The organism is Sphingomonas populi (assembly GCF_004208535.1).
GTDB lineage: Bacteria > Pseudomonadota > Alphaproteobacteria > Sphingomonadales > Sphingomonadaceae > Sphingomonas > Sphingomonas populi.
The window spans coordinates 14959-41642 of record NZ_SGIS01000038.1; the positions used below are offsets into that span (position 1 = coordinate 14959).

A 26684-nucleotide genomic window follows, 5' to 3' on the forward strand; every position below is an offset into this window, starting at 1 on the left:
AGCGTGGCCATGTCCGCTGCTTCCGCACTCAAGATCGACCCCGACGCACGTGCGCGGATCATCCAAGCGACGTTGCCCTTCGTCGCCCATAGCGGCATTCGCGGTGCGACGCTGCGCGAGATCGCGGCATCGTGCGGCACGACCGCCGCCGGCATCCTCGGCATCTTCGGCAATAAGGATCGGCTGATCGTCGAGAGCGTCGCCGAAGTGGTGCGGGTCGATACCGCGCGGATGGCAAGCTTCGTCGCCCATCTCGCCACGTTAGAGGTCGCGGGCGCGCTGATCGCGCCGGCGTTGTGGACGCTGATCGAGGACGCGTGGAGCCTGCATCGCGACGATGCGCTCATCGTCACCGAGGCGTGGCTCGCGGCGCCGGGGCAGCCCGAGCTGGCCGAACTGTGCCGGAGCTGGCTCGTCGCCCGGCGCGACGCGATGCGCGCGGTCGCCGATCGGCTCGGCGCCGATCGTACCGCCTTCGACATCCTCGGCCTGCACCTGTTCTCCGAGGCGTGTTTCGCGGTCAGTTGCGGACGGTCGCCTGAATATCGGCTGGTCGCGGCGTGCGGCTTCGCGGAGGCGGTGGCCTGCCTGACCGGACTCGGCAGCGTCGCGCTTTCTCCCGAGGTCCGTGCGCTGTCGGCGCGATTCCATGCCGATCCGACGCCGCCCGCCGAGCCCAAGGGCGCCGCCAGCAAGCGTGGCAACGAGAGCCGCGACCGCATCGTCGATGCGGCCGCTGCGATCATCGAGCGGGAGGGATTGGCCAGCGTGACCAACCGCGCAGTTGCCGAGCGCGCGGGCGTGTCGCTCGCGCTGACCACCTATCATTTCAAGATGGTCAGCGAATTGTCCTTCGCCGGCATTCTGCGGGTGTTCGGCAGCGCGAACGTGGCACTGGGCGAGGGGCGGCAGGCTTCGTTGGACGCGATGGTCGCGCGGATCGATGGTCGCGCCAACCCGTCCGGCGTGGAGCGCACGCGCAGCCGGGCTATGGCCGAGATATCGCTCGCCGCGACGCGCGGCGCGGCGCCGGACGATCTCGGCGAGCAAATGCGGCGCCAGCGCGGCACGCTGACTCACGCCGCCGTGCGCGGGGCAAGCGGCGATGGCGGGATTAGCCGTACCCGTGCGGCATCGCACGCGCTCTGGTCCTCGGCGGTATTCCTAATCGGTGCGGCGATCCCGGACGCCGATTCGCTCTACGATTTCCCCGCGCAGGCGCGGATGGCGGCCATCCGATTGCTCGCACTTTCTTGAACATCGGTTTTCAAAATCGCTGATTCGCGCGGCATTCTGGTGCGTTTTCAAATTTTAATTCCTCTGCGTTCCAACGCGTTGACCTGAAGCTCTGTACGTGTGTGGGCGCGTTTTCCTCGGTGTCACAAAAACTGTACATTCGTTATCTAAAGCCGCTCCCAACGGATCAAAGGGAGCCTCTGGATATGAAAACCCGCGCATCATTTTTGCTGCTTTGTGGCGCTGCGGCGCCTGTACTTGTGTTCGCGCCGACGGCGTTCGCGGCCGATGCCGCGCCGCCGGCCATGGTGACGCCGGCCGTCGACGCGGTCCCGGCCACGGCGGCCGAGGATCAGAGCGGCGACATCGTCGTCACCGCGCAGCAGCGGCGGCAGCGCCTGATCGATGCGCCGGTTCCGGTCACAGTGTTGTCGGGCGAGACGCTCAAGGCATTCCGCATCCAGGGCCTCGGCGAGTTGTCGCTCTACACGCCCGGCCTGCTCGTGCAGGAACAGAGCGTGCAGCGCTCCGGCTTCAACCTGCGCGGCATCACCCAGGACGATTCGAGTCCGGTGTCCGAGCCGACCATCTCGATCTTCGTCGATGGCATCGACAACAGCCGCCAGGGCGGCGCGATCTCCGAACTGCTCGACGTCAACACAGTTCAGGTGATCCGCGGCCCGCAGGGCACTTTGTTCGGTCGCGGCTCGGTGATCGGCGTCATCGCGGTCGAGAGCAACCGCCCGACGAAGGACTGGTCGGCGGAAGTATCCGCCGACGTCAGCACGCTCAACGGTTACAACGTCACCGCGATCGGCAACGCGCCGATCGTCGACGACACAGTGATGTTCCGCACCGCGTGGCGCTTCAAGCGCCGCGACGGCGACGCGGTCAACGTCGCGATCCCCAAGGGCCGGCTCAACGGCATCGACACGATATCGGGCCGCAGCACGCTGCGGGTCAAGCCGGTGGAAGCGGTCACGTCGGATCTGATCTTCACCTATCAGGAGGATCATCCGCCGGCGACCGAGTTCAAGTCGATCGTCGTCGCGCCCGCCGGCGGCGATACCGATCCGTTCACCCCGGCCGCGCAGGACCGCCCCGATCAGGGCATTTCGCGCAAGGTCTGGGGCCTGACCTGGGACAATCAGATTGACCTCTCAGAGCACCTCAAGCTGCGCTCGTTCACCGGCTATCGCCAGGTGCGCTCGATCGAGCATTGGGACGGCGACGGCACCGGCTACGCCTATATCATCGGCGACCAGAACACGTTGCAGAAACAGTATAGCGAGGAGCTGCGCGCCACCTGGACGCCTGATCCGAGCTTCACCGTGATCGCCGGCGGCAATTGGTTCCACGAGAAGGTCAACGACACGATCGCGCTCGGTATCAACGAGCAATATCTGCTCGGCAGCTTCCCCTCGGTCGCCAACCGGACCAAGTCGATCGTCGCGAACCCGGCCTTTACGAGCCTGAACTACGGTGCCGTCACCCGCGATAATGACCGCACGAGCTGGTCGGGCTATGTCAACGCGTCGAAGACCTTCTTCAATCGTCTGACCTTCGATGTTGGCCTGCGCTACACCTATGACGATGCGACAACCTCCGCCTCGGCCGCGCATCGCACGGCGGGCGGTATCGCCGGGGTCGCCTTCGCGCAGGGTATTTTCGGGGACTCGGGCGGCAATGTGTCGCGCAACACCGCGACCTTCGGCTTCTGGACGCCGCGTGGCGCGGTCTCGTACAAGATAACGCCGAACCTCAACATCTATGCGGGTGTCGCGAAGGGTACGCGTTCGGGCGTGGTCGATGCGTCGTTCAGCACCAAGGTGGTCCAGCCGAATGCGACCTGGAACATCGTCAAGCCCGAAGAGGTGATGAACTACGAAGCCGGCATCAAGGCGAAGGTCGGCCGGATCAACGCCGATCTCACGCTCTACAAATACAATTACACCAACCTGCAGGTGCGCGACACCACGACAATCAACGGCCAACTCAACAACGCCGGTAAGGCCGACGGCAAGGGCGTCGAGGTTTCGGTGCGCGGGCCGGTGTTGCCCGGGCTCAATGTGATCGGCAGCTATGCCTACAACGACTCTGGCTACACCTATTACGTCACCAGCGCGGGGGCGAACCTTTCAGGCAACCAGTTCCGCCTGTCGCCGCACCACAAGGTCTCGCTCGCTGCCAAGTACGAGCATGCGGTGACGGACAGCATCCTCGGCCATGTCCGCGTGACAGAATTCTACCAGTCCAAGACGTTCATGAACGCCGACAACCTGCCCTACGAAAGCCAGGGTGGTTATGCGCTTACCAATTTCGGCATCGGCCTCGCCGACGATACGCGCGGCTGGAGCGCGGAAATCTACGTCAACAACCTGTTCGACAAGAACTACCTGCTCGATCTCGGCAACACCGGCAAGTCGTTCGGCCTGCCGACCGCAATCCGGGGTGAGCCGCGCATCGCCGGTATCCGCCTGCAACAGTCCTTCTGACCCTTCGAACCCGCAGAGAACCGCCATGTCCGACACCAGCCGTCGCCACTTCCTTCGAGGCGCGGGCATCGCCGCTGCGGGTTCGCTCCTGCCGCCCAGCATCGCGCGCGCGCTCGCGATTCCGGCGGATCGACGCACCGGGACGATCCAGGACGTCCAGCACGTCGTAATCCTGATGCAGGAGAACCGCTCGTTCGATCATTATTACGGCGCGTTGCGCGGGGTGCAGGGGTTTGGCGATCCGCATCCCGTGCCGCTGCCCGGCGGGCGCCCGGTCTGGGAACAGCGTGACAGGGCGGGGCGCGTCATCGCGCCCTTCCACCTCGACACCAGGACGAGCGCCGCGCTGAAGGTCTCGGTGCTCCCGCATAGCTGGGAGGATGCGACCGGCGCGTCCGATCAGGGCCGCTGGGACGGCTGGATTCCCTACAAGACCCCGCTGACGATGGGGCATTATCGGCGCGAGGACATACCGTTCCAATATGCGCTGGCCGAGGCGTTCACGATCTGCGACGCCTATCACTGCTCGGTCCACGGCCAGACCAACCCCAACCGGCTGTTCATGTGGGCGGGCGGCAACGATCCGCATGGGCGCGGCGGTGGCCCCGTGGTCGCCAACAGCTCGGGAGTCGCGCTCGACTTCGAAATCGCGCACACGCCGGAAATGGAAGAGGCGGCGCGGCGCTTCAAGCTCGACCTCAGCACCTATGGCAAGGGCCCGCGCTATACTTATACGACCTATCCCGAACGGCTCGAAGCGGCCGGGATCGGCTGGAAGGTCTATCAGGACCCGACGGACAATTTCTGGGGACTGACCAACCCGGCGGTCGCGTTCCAGGCGTTCAACGATGCGAAACCCGGCACGCCGCTTCACGACAAGGCAATGGCGCGCCACACGATCGACGATTTGCGCGCCGATGTGCTGGCGGGCACGCTGCCGCAGGTGAGCTGGATCGCGCCGTCGCAGTCGCAAAGCGAGCATCCCGCCGGTTCCAGCCCCGCCGAGGGCGCCGACTTCACCGCGCGCGTGATCGAGGCGCTCACCGCCGATCCGGCGGTCTGGGCGCGCACCGTGCTGTTCATGACCTTCGACGAGAATGACGGCTTTTTCGACCATGTCACGCCGCCCTCACCGCCGGGTTTCAATCCCGACGGCAGCCGCGCTGGCGCATCGACCGTCGATACCAGCGACGATATTCACGCGGCGGACAAGACCGCTTATGGTCTCAGCGTGCGCGTGCCGATGATCGTCGCCTCGCCTTGGAGCACGGGCGGGTGGGTCAATTCGCAAGTGTTCGACCACACCTCGATCCTGCGCTTCCTCGAAACCCGCTTCGGCGTCGTCGAACCCAACATCACGCCGTGGCGGCGCGCGGTGTGCGGCGACCTGACCACCGCGTTCGATTTCAGCAAGTCCAAGCAAGGCCATGCGACGCTGCCCGACACCCGCGACGCGGTGGTGCGGGTCGAAGCCGCGCTGAAACTGCCCGCACCGGTGCCACCCGCGCAGGGACAGCCGTTGTTTCAGGAAACCGGCACCCGGCCGTCGCGCGCACTGCCCTATGCGCTGGCGGTCGAGGATCGACTCGACGATCGCGGCATGAGCCTCGCGTTCCGCAATCTCGGCACGGCTGGCGTGGTGTATCAGGTGATCGACCTGCTCGATCTTGCCGCGCTGCCACGGCATTTCACGGTCGAGCCGGGGAAGACGTTACGTGACGTCTGGCCGGTCAAGGACCGCTATCATCTGCAGGTGCGCGGCCCCAACCGCTGGTTCCGCGAATATGCGGGGGCGGCGGGCGAACCGCTGACAGCACAATTGCGCGAGCACGGCGACGCCGCACTGGAATTGGCACTGGCCAATCGCGGCGCCGCGCTGGCGACATTGCGCTGCCACGACCGGCTCGCCCAAGGCGTGCCCGTGGCGTGCACTGTGGCAGCACGCGGGCAACGGGAATGGACCGTGCCGCTGCGCGCTGAACACGGCTTTTGGTACGATGTCGTGATCGAAGGCGGAGTAAGTTCATCCTTCTTCCGCCGCATGTCCGGCCGCCGCGAGACGGGTCGGGACACCACGAGTCGACCGGTTTGAGCTACCGTACGAGGCAGCGGATATGAGCGGGGTCCGTCATCATTCTGCCCTTGTTCAGCGGCCAAAATCTGGCCGCAGCAAGAGTCTATCTGCCGGCACCGGCCTGTAAAAGCACGGCAGAGCGCAGGTTCGGGTCAGCGGCTGGCGGTATCGTCCCGTGATCGGTGCTCCCCGCCCAGTCCCGATCGCGGCGAGCGAACGCACGATGCTCCGATGAACGAGCGCGCGTCCGCCGTTCTCGCCGACGCGGATTGTTGGCCCCGATGCGCCAAGATCGCTGTTTCGGATCGTCGCCACAATCGCCGCCCCCGGCAAGCGCGTAACCGCAAAATCATTTCGGTTGCGACTGTCACAGAGGAGTCGTCTGCGCGTGCTCTAGGGATACTGGTTCATACCAGTTGCTAGGGGGCACCATTTGATGACCAACTACCCATGGATTCAGGCGATGCGCCCGAAGCTCAGTGCTAGCCGGCCGCACCGCGAACCGTGAAGCCATTCGAATTCTGATTGCCAACTATGCAATCCCCGACGTGTAGTTGCCGGCGCGGGATCGCGACGTCTTCGAGTTCCAGGTGCCGATCGGCGCCCTAAAAACGCATATGTCCTTGAACGTTCCTCAGCGGCGCGTTCACGCCAAGAGTGCCGGATATACCGGCTATACGCTCGAAGTCAGCGGTTTACCCTGGGGCGGGGGCCCGCACAAAGTGGTTCGGTATCGGGCAGACGGAGATCGCTGCGGCGAGATGCTCGATTCGCAGGAAGGCGAAGGCGTCTCAGTTGTTATTCAAAGTAATCTGGCAGTACCTGATGTGGAAATTATCGAAATCAGTCAAGGGTCGTCGTGAAAAGAGGCGATGTAATAAAGGAGAAATCTAATTTCGATGGTTACAATCCGTTTCTGAATTTGATCTATTCAGAAGCGTTGTTCATGGTACAACAAAAAACTAGGGTCTTCATCGTTCGTTTTTAGGAATTGTTGGGGCCGCTACATATGTGGACGGCTCCCTCTTGCAAGATATGAGCGAGGCGATCAACGTGACGTTACTCACCCATGCAACGTGGAGCGGTTTCACCGGCTGTCCAATCCCGCCGGCAACAACAGTGAAGTGATGAATCAGCCGATGGTGCCGAAAAGGTCGGCTGGCGCTAAAGGATAAACCTCATCTCAGCCAGTTTGCCGCCTTTTCACGGGGGCGACGATTGGACCGCCCCTTTATGTTACGCCTTCCCGCCTTGGCTTGTCCGCCTCGTCAATCATCTCGCGTACCTTGCTGGCGATCGCTTCTATGCCAAAGGGCTTGGTGATGACGTGCATGTCCTGACCCACCAGGCCGTTGCCGACCACGGCATTTTCCGCATATCCCGTGATGAACAAGATTTTGAGTTTCGGTCGGTGCACGCGCCCGGCGTCGGCGACCTGACGACCGTTCATTCCTCCGGGCAAGCCAACATCGGTGATGAGAAGGTCGATACGCAAGTCGGACTGGAGGACTTTGAGGCCGCTCGGACCATCCGCCGCTTCGATAACATGATAGCCGCCATCGGTGAGGACATCGACGATGAGCGAGCGGACCGAAGCCTCGTCATCGATAACCAGCACCGTCTCGCCATGGCCACCAAGATCCAAACATAGCGGCTCGCCTTCCTCCTCCGTTTCGGCCACGCTGCCGGTATGGCGGGGGAGATAAAGGCATATGGTTGTGCCGACGCCCACCTCGGAATAGATCCGCACCTGACCGCCCGATTGACGCACGAAGCCATAAATCATCGAGAGCCCCAGGCCGGTGCCTTCGCCGAGCGGCTTGGTCGTGAAGAAGGGGTCGAACGCGCGGGCGATCACATCGGGCGTCATGCCGGTCCCGGTATCGCTCACGCACAGCGATACATATTGGCCTGGCGGCAGTTCGCGTTCGCGCGCCATGCGGTCGTCAAGCCACTTATTGGCCGTTTCAATCGTCAGTCGACCGCCGTCCGGCATGGCATCCCGCGCGTTGATGCACAGGTTCAACAGCGCGTTTTCGAGCTGGTAGCGATCCACCAAAGTCGTCCACAGGCCGCCTGATCCGACCACTTCGATTTCGACCGACGGACCAACAGTGCGGCGCAGCAGGTCTTCCAGGCCGGCGACCAGCCGATTTACATTGACGGCGGTAGGATCGAGCGTCTGCCGGCGCGAAAAGGCGAGCAGCCTCTGGGTTAGCGCGGCAGCGCGTTTTGCCGCGCCCTGCGCCGTCTCGAGATGGCGGTTGATTGCTTCCAACCGGCCTTGCGAAATGCGCAGCTCCAGCAGTTCGAGATTTCCTAGAATGCCGGCCAGCAGATTGTTGAAGTCATGGGCGATGCCGCCGGTCAATTGCCCGACCGCTTCCATCTTCTGGCTCTGGCGCAAAGCTTCTTCGGTCGCGGCGAGTGCCTCGGCCGCTTCGGTTTCAGCCGTGATGTCCCGGCCGAAAAGATAGAGCAGGCCGCCCTCGGGGACGGTGGTCCAGGCAAAGCGATGGTGGCTGCCATCCTGCGCCCGAAAGACACTCTGCGATTCTATGACAGGCGCATCGGGCTGGGATAGTTTCGCCAGCCTCTTCTGCGCGGCGTCCTGCTCCTCGGCCACGAACTCCAGGATATTGCGCCCGACCGTATCGGCCTCGATCCATCCAAGCACCTTCGTCCAGGACGGATTGACTGCGTTGATGATGCCTTGCGTCGTCGCCACCACCTTGACGACCGGCGAGATCGCCCAGATTCGCTCCCGGTCGCGGGCGAGCTGGCGTTCCTGGGTTATGTCGCGCGCCACGGCATGGATACGGCCGGCATCGGGAACCGCGTTCCAGTCGAGCAGCCGATAGCTGCCGTCCCGGCAGCGATAGCGGTTCTCGAACAAGAGGGTGGTAACGCCCTGGGTCAGCTTTGCGACCTCCTGGGCCGTGCTGGTCCAGTCGTCGGGATGGACGAAATCGGCCAGGATTTGGCCGACCATCTCATCTTCCTGCCATCCCAGGAGCCGCGTTGCCGTTGGGTTGACCGACCGGATCACGCCGTCGAAATCACACACCAGCATCAGGTCCTGGCTAAGCGACCAGAGCCGGTCACGGTCGCGCCGCTGGGCCGAGACGGCATCGATCGTGGCAAGCGCGCCGGCGATCTGCACCGCGATGAGGCTGGCGAAATTGCGGGTGGCTTCATCGAGCAGGCGATAGGGATTTAAGCCAAGAATGAGCGCGCCGATGGCCTGCGCCTCTCCGGGCTGTTCGACCGCAAGGATCAACGCGTCACGCGGCGGTATCTGCCACGGTCCGGTCGGCAGCTTTCGTCCGACACCGTCGAGCGCGATGACCGTCACCGTCTCACCCTGTTCGATCGCGGCAACGGGCCACCGCGTTGCGTCGCCAGAGGCAGGGTGGGGGCCGTCGGGCAGATCGAACAATGTGAGGTCGGCGAAAGGGAAGTCCCGGCTGTCGCTGCCGAAATGGGCGCGAACCGCCTCCACCACGTCCGATCGGCTCTGCGCCTTGAGCAATGTTGCGGCCAGATCGTTGAGTTGCTTGATCCGTCGTTCGCTGATGACCCTGCCGGTCTCTTCGCTGACGACGCAGATAAGACCTTCTACCGTGCCTTCGCCGCCGACGAGCGGGCTGTAGGAAAAGGTGTGGTAGGTTTCTTCTGGATAGCCATTGCGCTCGAGGAACAAAAGCATTTGCTCGTCCCAGGTCGCGACGCCATCGCGCATGACCGACACGATGCGATCCTCGACGTCATCGAACACTTCCTTCCAGACCTGAGACATGGGCTGGCCCAGCGCGGTGGGATGTTTCGAACCCAGCGTTGGAATGTAGGCGTCGTTATAGAAGAAGGTCAGATTCTCTCCCCAGCCAAGCCACATCTCGAACCGCGACATGAGCATGAGTCGGAGCGACGCTTTCAAGCCTTCAGGCCATTGTTCTGGGGAACCTAACCCTGTTTTCTCCCATTCATGGGCACGCATGATGGCGCTCATCCTGGAATCACCAGGAAAAATCTCAGACATGCGGTCGGTCATGTTCCCCCAAACTACCGGTCACGAGGCGGTGGCGTGATCCTTAATGACTTTCTTTGGCTTAAGTTCCTCCGCTGCGGCGCTCCACCCGGTGAATCAGTGGATATTGCGCATCTGACCTTTCTCCGGTGTTCTGGATCGCGGACAAGCCTTTGACGGTGGCGCGCCTTGACGGCGCCTCTCGGCGCGACCGGGCGCCAGTGGATGAAGAACATCCTTTGGGAGGAATCCGATCGCGTACCGCTCATCCTGCGGGTCCCGGGCATGAAGAACCGGGGCAAGCGATCGCCGCGCACGGTCGAGTTGCTTGACCTTTACCCAACGCTGACGGGCTTGGCCGGACTCCCCCATTATGCGCGCAACGAAGGCACGAGCCTGGAGAGTTTGTTGCGCAATCCTGCGGACCGTAGCTGGACGAAGCCTGCGCTTTCCCAGATTCGTGGCGGACGAAGCGTCCGCACGGAACGGTGGCGATACACTGAATGGGAAGAGGGCAGACTTGGACGCGAACTGTACGACCACCGTGTCGATCCGCAGGAACGGAACAACCTTGCCGAAAATCCACGCGTTGCGGCCACGGTTGCCAAACTTCGCGCGTTGCTGCCGCGCGGTTCGGTCGAGAAACGATCATCCGCAATCCGGTATGACGCTATTCGCGACTGTACCTATTTCCCACAGCCAAAACCTGGCGCTGCCAAGGGAGATGCGCCCGGTGGCGAGGGTGGGGGAGGCCTCAAGCGCTGCGACGCGCTTGATCCGTGAGCGGCGGACGGCTTAGTTTGAACTGCGGACTTTGTGGCCCTGAAATTCTCGAAGAGTTCCTCAACCGTACGATGATCGGCTTTCAACAGTGCAATCGCATCCGGCAACGTGGTCTCGGTTGCGTCACCAGACCGAGCCGGGTGAGCCGGTCGCCTGACGGGAGCGGTCCCACGCATTGGCGCGTTGGCGCCGGATCGATCGCCGACGGAAACCGTTTTTGCGAACAGCGGCGTTTCTCCGCCAATCGGATTTTTGGTGGCACGTCATTTCGCAGGAACGTGGGGAGCCGATGGGGAAGGTCCAGTCTCTTGCAGCAACATTGCCCGGCGTGAGTGCCCAGGTTCTGGTTCTGCGCGCCGAGCTGAGCCAAGGCGGGATGCGGAGCGTCGCAACGCTCCCGCTCCCGGGACGGGATCTTGAGATTTTGGAAGGACGCGAAGCGCTCTGGGCTGTCATACGGCGCCCCGGCAAGGGCGGGCTCGCTGTCCGCGCCGCCCACCTGCCCGGCGGGGCCACCAGGATCAAGCGCCGCCGCGCCGATGCGGGAGACGCGCTTCGTCTCGACATAGAAAGCGCAATCGGATCGCAAACGGTCACTTTCTCGTATTCGGCGCCTGATCTCGCGGTTCTTCGCATCACGGTGGCGCTCAAGCCGGCAACCAGGTTGCTGATCCCGTTTCTGCCTCGCGATCTTTATCCATTGGGCGAAAATGACGACCCGCTTCGTGCCGAAGGCCGTGTCGAGGCCGCGCAGCGGGGCCTCAACACTGGGGTCTCCTTCTTCCACATCGATCGGCCCGCCTTCGGCAGCGTGCTTTATTTCCAGAATTTCACGGCCCTGTCGGACTATTTTCTGTCGACCAAGACTACACCCGATGGCGCAGTCGGCGGCGAGTGGCCGGAACTGGGATATCTACCGCCGACGCCGCCGCAAAGCGGTACGCCGCCGACCGAGCCGTTGCCGCAGGGCAGGGACACAATTCTGTCCGACGCGCTGATCGTCTTCCATGATGATGTGGCGGCCGACGAGCAGGACAATGGGTTGCGGTTCGTGCAGATGCTGGGCGCAGCCTATCGGCAGCTAGATCTGCCTGCCACCGAGTATCGCGACTGGGTCGCGCGCGCCGACCGGTCGCTGCGAGATCTCGATACCGCTCCTGAGGCGACCGTCCGCCACTACGGTCACCGCTATGCCCACCCCTACACGGACACCGAATATCCCGACATCATGGTACAGATGTCGCTGATCACGGCGTTGCGCGATTATGCGGTTTGGAGGAAGGAGCCGATCCCGATCGAGTCCGAGTTCCGTGCTGGCCTTGGGAAGTTCCGTGACAGGAAGCTCCAGACGATGCGTCGGTATCTGCCCAATGTCGGCAAGGACAAGGACAAGAACGCCGTCGATAGCTGGTATCTCTACCATCCGCTCCTCAATCTCGGGCGCTTGGCAGTCGATGGCGACGCGCACGCCAAAAGGCTGTTCACCTCCTCGCTCGATTACGCAATCAAGGTGGCGCATCATTTCGATTATGCCTGGCCGATCCAGTTCAAGGTCGGTGATTTTTCCGTCATCGTCGAAGCGCGCAATGACGATGGACTCGGTCAGACCGATGTCGGCGGAATCTACGCTTATGTCATGCTGCAGGCGTACGAGCTGACCCAGGACGACCGGTATTTGAGCGAAGCGCGGGCGGCAATCGACGCGGCCAAGAACATGCGCTTCGAGCTCAATTATCAAGCGAACCTGACCGCCTGGGGCGCGGCGGCCTGTATGCGGCTGTGGCGGATCACCAACTGAGGTGGTCCCGGCTCAGGTGATTGAAACGACGGCGCCGTCGATCACTCGGTGGGTCATATCGAAACCGATCGGCGGCTCCTCGTCGAGCTCAATGAAGGGCTGCGGGTCCATTCCGATCGACGCGCGATCGCCCGTCGAAACCGATGAATCATTCGCGGACTGAAGGTCGGCGACATAGGTGCCGGCAGGCCGGTTGAGAGCGCCACTCAAGGAAACGGAGTCAGCCGTCTTCTGCCCGCCCGTGGAGCAACGGACCACGCCATCGATCCAGAGGCGGGCCTGCCATGTCTTGTCGTCTCGGCTCGAACGAATGTAAATCGGTCGTGAGTTCCGCAAAGGTCGAGAATGCTTCAGGGCTTTGAGCGGTTGGAAAGTGCGGCGCCTTGGTGCGCAATATAGCTGTCGAGCGCGCTGGCAGCGTTGAGCATGTGCGCGCGCATCCGACGCGCGGCTTCGTCGCCATCGCCTTGCGCGATCGCGCGCATCACCGCGTCGTGTTCGGCGCGCGAACTCGCAAGGCGGCGCGCCTGGCGAAGCTGCATGCGGCGGAAAGCGTTGAGCCGCGTACGCACCGCCATCGTCTGTTCGGCAAGGAAATCGTTGTGTGCGGCGCGGTAGATCGCCTCATGGAACTCGCGGTTCAGCGCGTCATAGGCGTCGACATCGCCGCTTTCGACCGCAGCTTCACTCGCCTCGTGGACGCGTAGCAGCCGGCTGCGTTCGAGCGGAGTGATACGATAGGTGGCGAGTCGGACGCAGGTGGCCTCCAGCTCGGCCATTGTCTCGAACATGTCCATCACCTCATCCCCAGTGATGCGGCGCACGATGACGCCGCGGCGCGGGCGGACCTCAACCATACCGCTGCTCGCCAACTGGCGTAGTGCATCGCGGACCGGGGTGCGCGAGACGCCGTAGCGGGCCGCGAGCTGCTGCTCGTCGAGCGTGGTTCCGGGCGCCAGTTCACCGGAAGAGATGGCATCGGTCAGCGCGTTGCGGATCCGGTCGGAGAGCAGACCGGTGACGTCGGGATCGCTATCCGCCACGTGCTCAACCTCCGACGATCGCGCGGACAATCAGGTACAGGATCGACGGCGCGACCAGGCAACCGAGCCCTGTGTGGAAGGTCGCCGTCAGCGCGCCGTACGGCACCAGCCGGCGATCGGTGGCTGCGAGCCCGCCAGAGACGCCGCTGACCGTACCCATCAGCCCGCCGAACACCATCGCGCTGCGCGGGTTGTTCAGGCCAATGAGCCCCGCGACCAATGGTGTCCCGACCATCACCATCACCGCCTTGAACACGCCGGTCGCGATCGACAGCGCGATGACGGGTGAACTGGCGCCGATCGCGGCCCCGGTGACGGGGCCGACGATATAGGTGACCGCGCCCGCGCCGATCGTCGTCATCGATACTGCATCGGTATAGCCGAACGCGGAGGCGACGAGCGCGCCGACGATGAACGGCAGGATGGTGCCGAGCAACAGCGCGACGATGCCGATCAGCCCCGCCTTCTTCGCCTGTTCCACATCGACCTCGCAGGCGGTCGCGACGATTGCGAAGTCGCGCAGCATCGCGCCGCCCATCAGCCCGATGCCTGCGAGCATCGGTAGGTCGGCGAGCCCCTTGTGCCCGCCGGTCTCGATTCCGCCCCAGAAGGCGAGGGCCAGGCCGATGACGATCGCGATCGCCGAACCATGGACGCGGCCCATCGTGAGCTTCGCGGACAATTGGTTCGATAGCCACATGACGATGCCGATGACCGCGAATGCGGTGACAAGCGCATTTGCGGTCAAGACCTTGATGATCATATCCATGGATCCGCCCTCAACGCTGGAGAGCGTGGGTGGCGGGGTGGATGGCGATCTCGGCCTCGCGGGCTTCTCGCGCCTCGATCTCGTCCATCGTCTCGGCCTTGCCGGACAGGCGGCTGATCAACGCGACCGCGCTGAAGCACAGGAGCAGTGCGCCCACGCCCGCGATCAGCACGATCGGCCCACCCTCGACTGCGGCTACGACGTCTTGTTGCGCCGCCATCGCAACGACGATCGGGATGTAAAGTGCGGCCCAGAACCCAATCCCGCGTGACAGGCCTTCATCGTATCGCCCGCGCGTCTTTATCCACATTCGCGCAGCGATCAGCAGAATCATCGCAATGCCGACTCCGCCAACATTGGCTTGGACGCCCAGCAGCAAGCCGAGGCCCTCGCCGAGCAGTTGCCCGATCAGCGTGCAGATCGCGAGTAAAGCGACGCCGGCGATCATGCGCCGTGGCCCTGGACAGAGCGGAAGGCGGGTACGGAGAACCCCATGGTATATCCTCTGATGTATTCGATCTTGCGCCGTATTAGGCTCTACGTATGCACATGCTTGCGTGTTAGGCAATAAAGGATACAACACGACGAACAAGAATGAGCGTCAGGAGGCGATGCGATGCGGCAATGGAATACGCGCAAAGCGTTGCGCGAGGAGCGGATCGCGGCCGGTGGCGTTTTCGCGAACGCCAAGGCGATCGATCCGAAGCACCTCGTCGATTTTCTCGAAGCCGTGCTGCGGCCGGGCGACCGCGTCTGCATTGAGGGCGACAACCAGAAACAGGCCGACGTGCTTGCGCGCGGGCTGGCCGACATGGACCCGGCGCGGATACACGACTTGCACATGGTGCAGTCGGGCGTCGTGCTCCCTGAGCATCTCGACATCTTCGATAGCGGCATCGCGAAGCGGCTAGATTTCTCCTATTCGGGACCGCAATCGGCGCGGATTGCGAGAATGCTGTTCGGCGGCAAGATCGAGCTCGGTGCGATCCACACCTATCTCGAACTCTTCGCGCGGTATTTCGTCGATCTCACGCCGCAGGTCGCACTGATTGCGGCGGTCAGCGCGGATCGCCACGGCAATCTCTATACCGGGCCCAATACCGAGGACACGCCGACGGTGGTCGAGGCGACGAGCTTCGGCAGCGGGCTCGTGATCGCGCAGGTGGGGGAGATCGTCGATACGCTGCCGCGCGTCGACATCCCTGGCGACCAGGTGCATTTCGTGCTCGACGCCGGGCGGCCTTTCTATGTCGAGCCGCTGTTCACGCGCGACCCCGCCGCGATGACCGAGACGCAGATCCTGACCGCGATGATGGCGATCAAGGGGCTTTACGAGCCCTATGGCGTGCGACGGCTGAACCACGGCATCGGCTTCAACACCGCAGCGATCGAATTGTTGCTGCCGACTTATGGCGAGAAACTAGGACTCAAGGGCAAGATCTGCACGCACTGGGCGCTCAACCCGCATCCGACGTTGATCCCGGCGATCGAAGCGGGGTGGGTCGAGCAGGTACACTGCTTCGGATCCGAGGTCGGCATGGAGGATTACCTCGCCGCGCGGCCCGACATCTTCTTCACGGGCCCCGACGGATCGCTGCGTTCGAATCGCGCCTTCAGCCAGACCGCAGGGCTGTATGCGTGCGACATGTTCATCGGGTCGACGCTGCAGATCGACCTGTCGGGGCACAGCTCGACAATCACCGCGAACCGCATCGCCGGCTTCGGCGGCGCGCCCAATATGGGATCGGACGCGCGCGGGCGGCGACATCCGAGCGCACCGTGGCTGCAAGCGGGCGCCGAGGCTGATCCCGACACGCCGGCGCCGCTCCGCCGCGGCCGCAAACTCGTCGTACAGATCGGCGAGACGTTCGGTGAGGGCAACGCCCCGCTGTTCGTCGAAAAGCTAAGCGCGCTCGAGCTGGCCGAAAAGCTCGATCTCGATCTCGCGCCGGTCATGGTCTATGCCGATGACACCACGCATATCGTGACCGAGGAAGGCATCGCGAACCTGCTGCTGTGCCGCAACGCCGACGAGCGCGAACAGGCGATCCGCGGCGTGGCTGGCTTCACCGAGATCGGTCGGGGCCGCGACAAGACGATGCTCGAGCGCTTGCGCGCGCGAAAGATTATTCAGCGCCCCGAAGATCTCGGCATCGATCCGCTCGATGCGAACCGTAACATGCTGGCGGCGCGTTCGATCAAGGACCTCATGCTCGCCTCAGGTGGGCTCTACCGGCCGCCGAGCCGGTTTCGGAACTGGTAGGAGACGGATCCCATGGAAATTCTCCATTTCGATATCGCCGCGCCGACATCGGCGGGTGGAACGCGGGCGATGGCTTTGGTCGGCGTTGTCGCGTCGGGCAATCTAGAGGTACTGGTTGAGCGCAGCGACGCGCCCGATCGTTGCGCGATCGAGATCAGCACCGCGGCGCACGGCTTTCGCGATCTGTGGACGGCAGTCGCCGAGGACTTCGTCGCGCGCCGCGCCGCAGGGGGGCTGCGCATCGCAATCAACGACGGCGGCGCAAGACCCGACACGGTGTCGCTGCGGCTCGCGCAGGGCGTGCGGATGATCGAGGAGCCCGAGGCATGAGCAACACGCGCCAGAGCTGGTACGAGGCCGGCGCACGCGAGCGGATCGCGGCTTTGGTCGATCCGGCGAGCTTCGCCGAGTTCATTGGCCCAGAACGCCGCGAGATCAGCCCCCATCTAAGCATCTTCGACCTGCCCACGCAGTTCGACGACGGCATTGTCGTAGGTTGCGGTGCGATCGGCGGCACGCCTGTGTTCGTCGCCGCGCAGGAAGGTCGCTTCATGGGCGGTGCGGTCGGCGAGGTGCATGGCGCCAAGCTGACAGGGCTGCTTCGTGCGGCGAAGGCCGTAGCGCGCGACGTGGTTATCGCTTTCGATACTGGTGGCGTACGCCTGCAGGAAGCGAATGCCGGCGAGATTGCGATCGCGGAGATCATGCGCGGGGTGGTCGAGGCGCGGATGGCCGGCGTGCGCGTGGTCGGGCTGATCGGTGGTCGCGCCGGCTGCTATGGCGGCGGCGGGTTGATCGCCGGGTGCTGTTCGACGCTGATCGTGTCGGAACAAGGCCGCATCAGCGTCACCGGCCCCGAAGTGATCGAGACCAACAAGGGCGTCGAGGAATTCGATTCGCGCGACCGCAGCTTCGTCTGGCGAACGATGGGCGGCAAGCACCGCACGCTTATCGGCGGCGCGGACGTTTTCGTCGAGGATGATACCATGGCGTTCCGCGATGCTACGCGCGCTGCACTGGCGCGTGCGCCGAAACTCGACGGGAACACGCTTGCGGCCGAACAGGCGCGGCTGGAGCGGCGCATCACACGGTTCGGCGAGGCAAGCGATGCGACCGACATCTGGCAGTTGCTCGGGATTGACGATCCGTGGGCGATCCCCGACATGCCCGCCACCGGTTTCGCCACGCTTGCCGACACATATCGGGAGCGTGCCGATGACGCCCGCTGAGATCCTCGACTCGCTGTTCCCGGCTGGCCATGCCGTGACGGCGGAGATCGACCTGCTGTTCGGTCGTGGAATGCTGGAAAGTGGCACCGTGCACGTCATCGGCGCGACCGGTCGCGCGCCGATCGGCATCGACCAAGCGATCCGCCTGTCCGCCGCAGTGCTCGAGATCACCTCGATTGACGACGCCGCGCCGATCCTGTTCCTCGTCGATACCGCCAGCCAGCGGATGAGCCGCCGCGATGAACTGCTGGGCCTCAGCGAATATCTCGCTCACCTCGCCAAGTCGCTGCTACTGGCCGAAGCGCGCGGACATCGCACGATCGGACTACTCTATGGCGGCAGTGCTGCGGGCGCGTTCATCGCGACCGCGCTCGCGTGCGGTACACTCGTCGCGCTGCCCGGCGCGCATCCCGAGGTTATGGACCTGCCATCGATGGCGCGTGTGACCAAGCTGCCAATCCCTGTTCTGGAGGAGAAGGCGAAGGCAACGCCTGTCTTCGCACCCGGACTCGACAATCTGGTCCGCGTCGGCGGCATCGCAGAAGTCTGGGACGCCGGGCGGAGTCTGAGCGAACAGCTGACGGCGCTGCTGGCGACCCCGCGAGCGGGCGACGACCGCGCGACGTTCGGTTCGGCGCAGCACGGGCGGACCAAGGCGGCGGCGGTCGCGAGCGAGATCCTCGCGGTCGCAGGTCGCTGATGCGCCTCGATCGGCACCGACTGGTCCATCTCGATCCGTCGCGTTGGCCGGACGTCCTCGCGGCACATCCCGCCTCGCGGGACATTCCCGAGGTGGCGGGCTGGGCTGCCGCAGGGTGGCCGCTCATAGCGCGGCGTCCGCTGTGCGATGACAAAGCCGGTTTTGTACCGCTCGGGCTTCCGTTGCCGCCCTCGCTCGGCAAGCGACGCCTCGCATTCGCCGTGCCGCCCGATGCGATCCTGTCGGACGGCCCGCCACCTCTGCTCGCCGATGCTGCCGAACAGGCGCCGATGGAGTGGCGACAGACGATCGCCAAGATCGTCGCGCTCGATCCTGAAACGCGGTGCTTCGGTAGCCTCGCCTGGATGCACCTGACTGGTCTGGCGTATCTGTCCCTGACGTCGGACCTTGATCTTTTGTGGCATGTGGCGGATGCGGACGACACCGCACGGCTGGCACCCATTTTGGAGGTTGATATCACGGCGCCGATGCGGCTGGACGGTGAGTTCATCACGCCATCCGGCTACGCAATCCAGTGGCGCGAGTGGATGTCGGAGGCATCCGAAGTGTTGGTCAAGACGACCGATGGCAACCGCATGCTCACCCGTGCGGCGGTGTTCGCATGACGGCGCTCGTCAGTTCAGTGCCGGTCGTGTCGGGCGAGGACCTTGGTCACGCCGCGACCGCTTGCCTCAAGCTCGAGATAGCGGCCTATCCCAAGCCCGGCCTCGTCAGCCCGGTCGATTCCGGTGCGCATGACGACATGGACGCGGCGTTGATGAACCGCAGTGCCGATGCGCTGCAGCCGTTCTTCGCCGGGCTGGCGGACGCGGGGGCGCGGGGCGGGGGAACGGACCGGCTGCGCGCGATCGGCATCGATGCGGAACGGGCGATGATGGCCGCGACGGGCGGCGTGAATACGCATCGTGGCGCGATCTTCGGGATGGGGTTGCTCTGTGCGGCAGCCGGATTTCGGACGCGCTACGGCATGGTCGGCACGTTGGGAGCCGTCGTCGCGCATCGCTGGGGTGCCGAAATCATGCGCGGACCGGTGCCGCTGCATAGCCACGGCAGCGTCGTCGCACGCCGTCATGCGATCGGTGGGGCCCGCGCGGAGGCAGCAGCCGGCTTCCCATCACTCTATGGCATCGCGATGCCGGCACTGGCGGCGGCGCGTCATTTGGCGGCGGACGCGGAGGCACAGCGCGTCCACGCGCTGATGGCGCTGATCGCGGCGGTGGACGACACCAATCTCCTCTATCGCGGGGGCGCGGCCGGACTGGTATTCGCACAGGCGCAGGCACGGGCGTTTCTGGATGCCGGGGGCGTGGGCGCCCCGGACTGGCGCGCGCGTGCAATCGCCATCCACAGGGCGTTCGTCGCGCGTAGGCTGAGCCCGGGAGGTTGCGCAGACCTGCTGGCGATGGCGGTGTTCGTCGAGGCCTGTGAATGAGCCTCGCGCTGCTGTGTTCGGGGCAGGGGCGCCAGAATCGCGCCATGTTCGACCTGTTCGTCGATCACGCCGCCGCAGCACCGATCCTAGCTGAGGCGGGCGCGTTGCTGGGCATCGACGCGCGTACCCTCCTGCACACCACCGATGACGCGGTCTTGTTTGCGAACCGGACAAGCCAGATCCTGTGCGTCGCGCGTGGACTAGCCGCCGCCGCGTGCCTTCCGCCCATCGAGCGGATGCTGGTGGCGGGCTATAGCGTCGGCGAGATGACCGCATGGGGCGTCGCCGGCATCTGGTCTGCGCAACGGACGTTGGAACTGACCGCTGTTCGCGCTGAAACCATGGACGCGGCGGGCGGCGCCGATGACGGTATGGGCTTCGTGCGCGGTCTTCCGCGCGACCAAGTAGCGACCCTGGCGGAGCAGTTCGATTGCGCCATCGCGATCGTCAACCCGGATCGGCTGATCGTGCTGGGTGGTGAGCGCGCTCAGGTCGAACGCTGTTGTCATGCGGCGATCGAGGCCGGCGCGGTCGCCGCCCAACCGATCGCCGTGCGGGTCGCCTCGCACACGCCTCGCCTGTCGCGCGCTGTCGCGCCGTTTCGCGCGGCGTTGGAGTCCTCTGCGCCGGGACGGCCGTATCCGAGCCGCACGCTCATCGGCGTGGCCGATGCGTCGGTCGTAAGCGGGGGCCGCAGTGTGCCCGGCCTTGCGGCACAGATCGATACCACGATCGACTGGGCTGCGACGTTAGAGGCGCTGATCGAACGCGGCGTCCGGCGGGTGCTCGAACTCGGCCCGGGAACGGCGCTCGCCGACATGGCGCGCGCTGCCTATCCTATGCTTGAGGCGCGTAGCGTGGATGACTTTCGTACCCTGGACGGGATTGCGGCGTGGATAGCGCTCGGCCCGCGCTACGATCGGTGAACGATATCGCGCCGCCGGTCCGGGTGCCGATGAACGCGGGCCGCCCCTAGTCCCGAAACGCTGTACGGTCATGTCAGCGGTTCGATGCGGGCGTTGTCGGTGCCACGCTCCGCGATCCAGCGGAAAAATATACTCGGCATCTGCCGTGACGAATGTTCAACTGATGCAAGCGGCGTGCGAACGGATACAAGCGCGTGCTCAGGGGATATCCTCAAGCATCCTTCTTGCGCTCAAACGGCAGAAACCACCCCGTTCTTCGTGATTTCGCCAAAGACACGAACGTAGTTCCCACCGACGATTTTTCCTATGTCGGCCTCGGTAAACCCTTGGACTAACATCTCCTCGATCAGGGCATAAACAAATCCCGCACGTTGGTCGGGCCAAATGGCGTTTGTGCGAGGCTGGCGTGCGGAGATGGCAGAATTAGAGGGCGGCGGGGCAATGACAGTGTCAGTGCCAATGCCGGTATGATCGATACCGACCACGTCGACCATCTCCTTGATCCCTAAAACATACGCTTTCAGCGTGGGAAATATGCGCCAGACTCCCATGATTCCGCCGGTTTCCGCGACCGCACGCGCGTACGCCGTGCTCACCAACCGAGACCTTAAACCCGGATTTGCCGTATAGAGATCCGCCGATCTCGCGTTAGGCGTGTCCAAAGCGGTGTGGGAGCAGAGCAGGGGATGATGCGAGGTCTTGACCACATCCAGCACCGATTGTTCACTGGCATGGGCCAAGTCGACCAAAATCCCCAGTTTGTTGCATTCTCCGACCACCTCCAATCCGAACGGCGTTATTCCGGTCGGTTCGGCGCTGGGGGTTGGCTGCATGGCCCCAGATGGAAGCAATTGCTGTATGCCTCCCAGTGGCTGGTGGGTATCGTGTCGCTGATGAAAGAGCTGCAAGTGTCGAAGGCCTCGGCGATATGCTTCCGCAACCCTGCGAAGATCACCCCCGATCCATTGAACGCCTTCGGAACTCTGGACTATCGTTGGAAATTTCGAAACATGAGCAGCCCGAAGATCCGCTGACGTCAGCGCACGCCGAATCTTGTTCATCTCGATCACGCGATCGATGTAATCGAAAATTTCGAGGTGATATCGATACCAATCGTCAGCCTGTGGCGTGAGGTAGAGATCCACAAACGACGTTAGACATGCTGCCGTCAACCCGGCCCGGCGCATCTCGCCGACCAGATCGATATCATCGGCATTTGCCCGGCTTTCGCTTGGTCTGTTATCGTGCCCGGAAAAGATCGGCTGCCCGATATGGTTGTGCATATCGATGGTGATATTTTCCGAAATAATCCTCGAGACGCGAGGATCCTGCGGATCGGCGGTCGCAACTGCAGATCGCGGCGACAACAGCGTCGTCCCGCCCATGCCTGCCAACGCCGCTATGATGGTTCGGCGGGAAATCGAACCTGTCGTGGACATACTCAAGTTTCCCTTATGCTGGGTCAACGACTATAGCAGCTATGACGCGTGCAACGATCTATTCCCTGTCCATTAGTGGACATATTCTCCTCATGGAGAGGGAATTTTGAAAACTCAAATACCTTAAAAGGTAACTTTCGCCCCCAAATAGAACGACCTTCCAATAATATCATAGACCGAAGCGTCGGTGGTTCCCGCTTGGCCACCCACGATCAAAGGCGATTGGTCCGCGACATTATTAATACCGCCGCGGAATTCGATGTGTGACGTAACTCGCGCCCGCGTTACGAGGTCAAATACGTCATAAGATACCGTTCCCGCTGACGGACTTGCAGGTGCGGTCACAGAGGTGGAATTTTTCAAGGACGCGTAATGCCTCCAACGCCCACCGATGCTGAACCCCCCACGCGCGTATGTGAGGGATGTCAGCGCGCGCCAGCGCGGGAAAAATCCGTTTCCGATCGTTCCGGCGAAATCTTGGACGGGTTGATCACGAAGGAGTTGGACTTCAAACTTCGATAGCCTGGTTGCAACGGTATTCAGAGTAAGCGTCCCAGCATTCTCGGCGATACCAAGATCGGACAGGTTCCAACGCGCGTCGAACTGAATGTCTATGCCACTTGTCTTGAATCCCCCCAGGTTGAAATACGGAGTGTTGATATTGGTCAGCGATCCAGAAAGACGATCGCGTTGCATAAGCGAACAAAAGATATTCGAAGGATCGTAATTGGGATTGGATCCATCAAGGTTAAAGCATTTGTTGATAACGGAGCTGGCGGGAAGCACGGAGATGGCCTTGTCGACACTTATGTTGTAATAATCGACCGACAAAGTAAGATGTGCAAATAGCGGATGGCTAAATTTCGGAGATAAAACCACACCGGCAGTATACGTCTCGGCGACTTCAGGCTGCAGGTCTTTATTACCCGTTACGGTTGTGCTCACAACGTTTGCTGAGTTGACAAAGCCGTCGAGCGCACCCGCCGGGAATCCTGTGGCAAGGCACAGGGTTCTGATGGCGGTGGTCCGATTTGTATAACGGGAATCGCAGGGGTCGCCGCTGGTGGGGGCCACGCCGATCGTGACCTGGACGCCGGTCGGAGCACTGAACAATTCGCCAACGTTGGGCGCGCGAATGGCGTGCTCAAATCCACCTCTAAGCAGAAATCCCGGCCGTATGGTCCAGTCCGCTTCCGCCTTATATGTCGAGACGCCCCCGCCGTACTGGTACTTCGAATAACGATAGCCGAGGCTTAGGTTCAAGGATTCGGCGACAAAGGAATCCTTGAGCACCGGCACCAAGAGCTCGCCCGCGATTTCTTTTACGCTCGTCGAACCCGAGGTAGGAAAAGACGGCTGCGTATTCGCGAGATCTGCGTTCGTTCGTCCGGGAATGGGCGCAAAGAGCACATCGGGACGGAAGTCGTAACGGTTTTTGCGATACCCTGCCGACAAGGAGTAGCGGATGTCGCCTGCCGGAAGCTTGAACAGCTTTCCCGAGACGCTTCCTTCGATGACATCCTGATCGACCACCGTCCGGCTGAACAGCGGCGTCGTGATATAATCGACGCACGCGGCTGAGGTCGCCAGAGAGTTGGCGACGCCGAAGGGATTGTATCCCCCCGCGCAGATCGATCGGCCGCCGTCGGGTGCGTTGAGTAGCTCCTGAACGCGCGACAACTGCACGGCGCTCGTCAATTCCTCGTTGATTGTCGTTCGCCCGTGGGACGCGTAGATATCAAATGTCGTATCTGAGCCAAGATTCCCGCGGATCCCGGCAAGTGCCTGAAATTCATGGAATGGGTTAACATAGTAGCGCTTGGGCGTTTCGACAAAACGCTTGCCGATAATGAACGGAGCATTGGGCTGGGCGCGCGATGCAAGAATCGTCCGCAGATCTTGCGGGATGAACGGGTTGGTTGTCGGCGCTGTCCCGTTTGGAATAAAGGTTGGGTAATTTGTGGCATTCTCGCTACGGCTAAACGTATACAGTACCTGCGCGTACGCTGTTATGTTCGGAGACACATCGAAGCTTGCTCGACCGAAGCCGGAATAACGGTCTTGAGCCGAAACAATGGTATTTTCGGCGGCAGAATATTGGACGAGGCTTCCCGCAGCCAGCCCGTATCCAGCGCCGAGCTTGGAATTTATTCCATTTACCCGGGCCAACAAGGTGCCATCATCGTTGAAACTCAAGATCGAGGTTGTCGGAACGGAGCCGGCGGCGACGCCATAGCTGCCAAATACCCGATCGACGACCGCTTGGCTCGGTCGATTGGCACCGAAATTGACCACGCTGCCGGGGAAATTTCCCGATGGGACGGCAAGATCGTAAAACCTGCGATCCCTGCCGAGTAGTTCGTCGCGTCGGGTATAGCTGCCGGAGGCCATGATCGAACCGCGGCCATTCGCAAAGCTGGTGCCCGCAGTGATGGAGGCGTTGTACTGGGCTGCATCGCCTTTGTCGGAGATGCCGGATTGCGCATCGAGTTCAATCCCATTCATTCGCTTCCGCGTTTTGAAATTGACGACGCCGGCGATGGCGTCCGAGCCGTAAACGGCCGAAGCGCCGCCACTGATGACCTCTACGCTCTCGACCAGTGCGTTGGGGATGATGTTGACGTCGACGACGTTGAATGCGCTCGAGGTTGGCAATCGACGCCCGTCCAGCAGTACAAGCGTCCGCGAGGGGCCCAGTCCGCGAAGATCCAGGGTGGCACGCCCCCCGCCACCCAACGGATTTGATGTTTCCCCTTCAGCCGGCACGAATTGCGGCAACTGGTTCATTGCGGATTCAATGTTGACCCTGCCGGTGGCCTCGATGCTCTCCTGGTTTTGCGTCACGATAGGGCTGGATGCGACGTAGTCTCGCCGGGCGATACGGGATCCCGTGACCACGATCTCTGTCGAGGCGTCGGCTTCTTTCGCCGGCGCCGCATCCGTGCCCGCTGGCGGAACCGGCGATTGCTGAGCCGAAATCGGGCTTGGGATAGCCAAAAACGTGGCCATCGCGAATGTACTAGCACTGGACAGTCGCAGAAAGGATTTGCTTTTGCGATTTGGTTCCGAACGGATCATCGCCATTTCAAGTACTCCCCGGTATATTGTTCGAAATCTATATGTACGTCGTTATGTGATTAAATATATTTCTATATGTCATGCGGGGATATGGCTGATTTATAATAATCGTGCCCGCTTGATTCGCTGAAATAAGTAAGCGTTATAGATTTATATCAGGTCAGATTGCCAGACAGATGGCCGCGCTGTTTTCGATGGAAATAAAGCGGCCAATAACGCCGGTATGCATCACTTAACATATCCGGAATTCAATTTTGGATTGATAATCTGGAATATATTGCAGCGATGTCGTTAATTTTATTCAGCGCTTGGCGTTCCGCCAGACTGGAGCGGTCTGGTCGCTATCGGTCGCCGACACTGACGGATGCGGGTTGCATGCCGCAAAGGCGCTTCGGTCTGGACGTGAACGGATATCGCGACGACGTCCCGCGCGCTGGCTCGGCTCCGACCCGTGCCAGCGTCTCGCAAGTGCTGGAATCGCGTCAGAGGTTTGAACGCGTGTTCTATCGACGTAGACGGCTCGGGATCGACGCATGCGCAATGGGATCGCAATTTTTGCGGCGCAGAATAGGTGTGCCAGCACCTGAAACGGAAAGCGCAGACCTTCTGCATCGCATCCTACCCCTGATCGCCGTGTTTACCATCGGTCACGATTAGAGCGATTATGGTACGAACTTGTACCTGTCAATATAATTGGAGGCCTGGCTATCGGGCCGGTTTGAGCTTGATCCACGCAAGGATGATATCCGCGACCTGGCTGGCGCGGCGCGCTACGGCGGACGGACTCGTCATATCGATTCCGAAATTGTGACTGAAGGTGAACTGGTTGGAGACGTTGTAAAACGCTAGCGCGGTCATGTTCATGTGCAGTTCGACTGGGTCGATCCCGCTGCGGAAAATGCCTTCGGCCTCACCCCTTGCGACGATCGCGGCGAGCAGGTCGATCACCTGACGATTGTCGTTGCGGAGTCCGTCGATCTGGCGGAGATGGTCGGCGCGGTGGATGTTCTCGTTCATGACCAGCCGGACGAGTTCGGGATGTTCGGAGTGATAACGGACATCGTGTTCGATCAGCCGCCGTAGTGCCTCGGCCGCGGTCCCGAACGTCACGTCCACGCTGCTTTCGCTCGATCTAACACGGCGATAGGCGCGCTCCAGCACGGCGCGGTACAATTCGTCCTTCCCGCCGAAATAATAATAGATTTTCCGCTTGGTCGACTTCCCCGCAATCTCGTCGATCCGCGCACCCGCCAAGCCTTTTTCGACGAATTCCGTCGTCGCGATATCGACCAATTCATTGATCGCTTCCTGGCGGGTCTCTGCACGGCTGCGACGTGCAAGCTTGTCTGGGGCGGCCAATACTATCTCCTT

General features: G+C 62.5%; 21 protein-coding genes. 13 read left to right on the top strand and 8 right to left on the bottom strand.

From position 1 onward, the window contains the following. The first annotated feature begins 9 nt into the window (after positions 1 to 9). From EWE75_RS19455 to EWE75_RS19470, 4 genes are all read left to right on the top strand, one after another. Positions 10 to 1257 carry a TetR/AcrR family transcriptional regulator gene (locus tag EWE75_RS19455; RefSeq protein WP_130159773.1) on the top strand — a complete coding sequence of 416 codons (1248 nt, stop codon included), beginning with the start codon at positions 10 to 12 and terminating at the stop codon, positions 1255 to 1257. Between the two features lie 185 nt (positions 1258 to 1442). Further along, positions 1443 to 3731, top strand: a complete 2289-nt coding sequence (locus EWE75_RS19460) for a TonB-dependent receptor (protein WP_130159774.1) — start codon at positions 1443 to 1445, stop codon at positions 3729 to 3731. Between the two features lie 25 nt (positions 3732 to 3756). Further along, entirely contained in the window at positions 3757 to 5823 is a 2067-nt protein-coding gene (locus EWE75_RS19465) for a phosphocholine-specific phospholipase C (RefSeq protein WP_130159775.1), read from the top strand. Positions 5824 to 6395: 572 nt separating this feature from the next. Next, positions 6396 to 6668, top strand: a complete 273-nt coding sequence (locus EWE75_RS19470) for a hypothetical protein (protein WP_130159776.1) — start codon at positions 6396 to 6398, stop codon at positions 6666 to 6668. Between the two features lie 368 nt (positions 6669 to 7036). Here EWE75_RS19470 and EWE75_RS19475 read toward each other — a convergent pair whose 3' ends face one another. Next, complete coding sequence (locus tag EWE75_RS19475) at positions 7037 to 9721, bottom strand: hybrid sensor histidine kinase/response regulator (protein WP_130159797.1); 2685 nt, start codon at positions 9719 to 9721, stop codon at positions 7037 to 7039. 336 nt (positions 9722 to 10057) lie between these two features. On the opposite strand from EWE75_RS19475, the gene EWE75_RS19480 reads away from it, so the two are divergent. Both EWE75_RS19480 and EWE75_RS19490 read left to right on the top strand, forming a co-directional pair. Beyond that, positions 10058 to 10615: a sulfatase/phosphatase domain-containing protein gene (locus tag EWE75_RS19480; protein WP_206364819.1), complete on the top strand. Its 558-nt coding sequence runs from the start codon at positions 10058 to 10060 to the stop codon at positions 10613 to 10615. 424 nt (positions 10616 to 11039) lie between these two features. Then, entirely contained in the window at positions 11040 to 12413 is a 1374-nt protein-coding gene (locus EWE75_RS19490) for a hypothetical protein (protein ID WP_130159777.1), read from the top strand. Between the two features lie 12 nt (positions 12414 to 12425). Here the strand turns inward: EWE75_RS19490 and EWE75_RS19495 are convergent, their stop codons facing one another. The 4 genes from EWE75_RS19495 to madL form a co-directional block, all read right to left on the bottom strand. Then, positions 12426 to 12671 carry a hypothetical protein gene (locus EWE75_RS19495; protein ID WP_130159778.1) on the bottom strand — a complete coding sequence of 82 codons (246 nt, stop codon included), beginning with the start codon at positions 12669 to 12671 and terminating at the stop codon, positions 12426 to 12428. Positions 12672 to 12763: 92 nt separating this feature from the next. Continuing rightward, positions 12764 to 13456, bottom strand: coding sequence for a GntR family transcriptional regulator (locus tag EWE75_RS19500; protein ID WP_130159779.1), 693 nt, complete (start codon positions 13454 to 13456; stop codon positions 12764 to 12766). A 4-nt stretch (positions 13457 to 13460) separates the two neighbouring features. Then, the gene (gene madM / locus EWE75_RS19505) at positions 13461 to 14225 is read right to left on the bottom strand and encodes a malonate transporter subunit MadM (protein ID WP_130159780.1); all 765 of its coding nucleotides are present in this window, start codon (positions 14223 to 14225) and stop codon (positions 13461 to 13463) included. A gap of 10 nt (positions 14226 to 14235) precedes the next feature. Next, the gene (gene madL, locus EWE75_RS19510) at positions 14236 to 14673 is read right to left on the bottom strand and encodes a malonate transporter subunit MadL (protein ID WP_130159781.1); all 438 of its coding nucleotides are present in this window, start codon (positions 14671 to 14673) and stop codon (positions 14236 to 14238) included. A gap of 168 nt (positions 14674 to 14841) precedes the next feature. On the opposite strand from madL, the gene mdcA reads away from it, so the two are divergent. From mdcA to EWE75_RS19545, 7 genes are read left to right on the top strand one after another with little or no spacing between them, the layout of a single operon-like run. Then, a complete protein-coding gene (gene mdcA, locus EWE75_RS19515; RefSeq protein WP_130159782.1) occupies positions 14842 to 16488 on the top strand; it encodes a malonate decarboxylase subunit alpha in 1647 nt (548 codons plus the stop codon). Between the two features lie 12 nt (positions 16489 to 16500). Then, entirely contained in the window at positions 16501 to 16818 is a 318-nt protein-coding gene (gene mdcC / locus EWE75_RS19520) for a malonate decarboxylase acyl carrier protein (protein WP_130159783.1), read from the top strand. After that, complete coding sequence (locus tag EWE75_RS19525) at positions 16815 to 17717, top strand: biotin-independent malonate decarboxylase subunit beta (RefSeq protein WP_130159784.1); 903 nt, start codon at positions 16815 to 16817, stop codon at positions 17715 to 17717. Before mdcC ends, EWE75_RS19525 begins: the two co-directional genes overlap by 4 nt. Further along, complete coding sequence (locus EWE75_RS19530) at positions 17704 to 18417, top strand: biotin-independent malonate decarboxylase subunit gamma (protein ID WP_130159785.1); 714 nt, start codon at positions 17704 to 17706, stop codon at positions 18415 to 18417. Before EWE75_RS19525 ends, EWE75_RS19530 begins: the two co-directional genes overlap by 14 nt. Next, positions 18417 to 19043: a malonate decarboxylase holo-[acyl-carrier-protein] synthase gene (gene mdcG, locus EWE75_RS19535; RefSeq protein WP_130159786.1), complete on the top strand. Its 627-nt coding sequence runs from the start codon at positions 18417 to 18419 to the stop codon at positions 19041 to 19043. Before EWE75_RS19530 ends, mdcG begins: the two co-directional genes overlap by 1 nt. Further along, positions 19040 to 19870, top strand: coding sequence for a triphosphoribosyl-dephospho-CoA synthase MdcB (gene mdcB, locus EWE75_RS19540; RefSeq protein WP_130159787.1), 831 nt, complete (start codon positions 19040 to 19042; stop codon positions 19868 to 19870). Before mdcG ends, mdcB begins: the two co-directional genes overlap by 4 nt. Beyond that, positions 19867 to 20796, top strand: coding sequence for an acyltransferase domain-containing protein (locus EWE75_RS19545; protein ID WP_130159788.1), 930 nt, complete (start codon positions 19867 to 19869; stop codon positions 20794 to 20796). Before mdcB ends, EWE75_RS19545 begins: the two co-directional genes overlap by 4 nt. 230 nt (positions 20797 to 21026) lie before the next feature. Here the strand turns inward: EWE75_RS19545 and EWE75_RS19550 are convergent, their stop codons facing one another. From EWE75_RS19550 to EWE75_RS19560, 3 genes are all read right to left on the bottom strand, one after another. Beyond that, positions 21027 to 22235: a dipeptidase gene (locus tag EWE75_RS19550; protein ID WP_130159789.1), complete on the bottom strand. Its 1209-nt coding sequence runs from the start codon at positions 22233 to 22235 to the stop codon at positions 21027 to 21029. Between the two features lie 123 nt (positions 22236 to 22358). Continuing rightward, positions 22359 to 25319, bottom strand: coding sequence for a TonB-dependent receptor domain-containing protein (locus EWE75_RS19555; protein ID WP_130159790.1), 2961 nt, complete (start codon positions 25317 to 25319; stop codon positions 22359 to 22361). Between the two features lie 699 nt (positions 25320 to 26018). Beyond that, positions 26019 to 26672, bottom strand: a complete 654-nt coding sequence (locus EWE75_RS19560; RefSeq protein ID WP_130159791.1) for a TetR/AcrR family transcriptional regulator — start codon at positions 26670 to 26672, stop codon at positions 26019 to 26021. Positions 26673 to 26684: the final 12 nt, after the last annotated feature.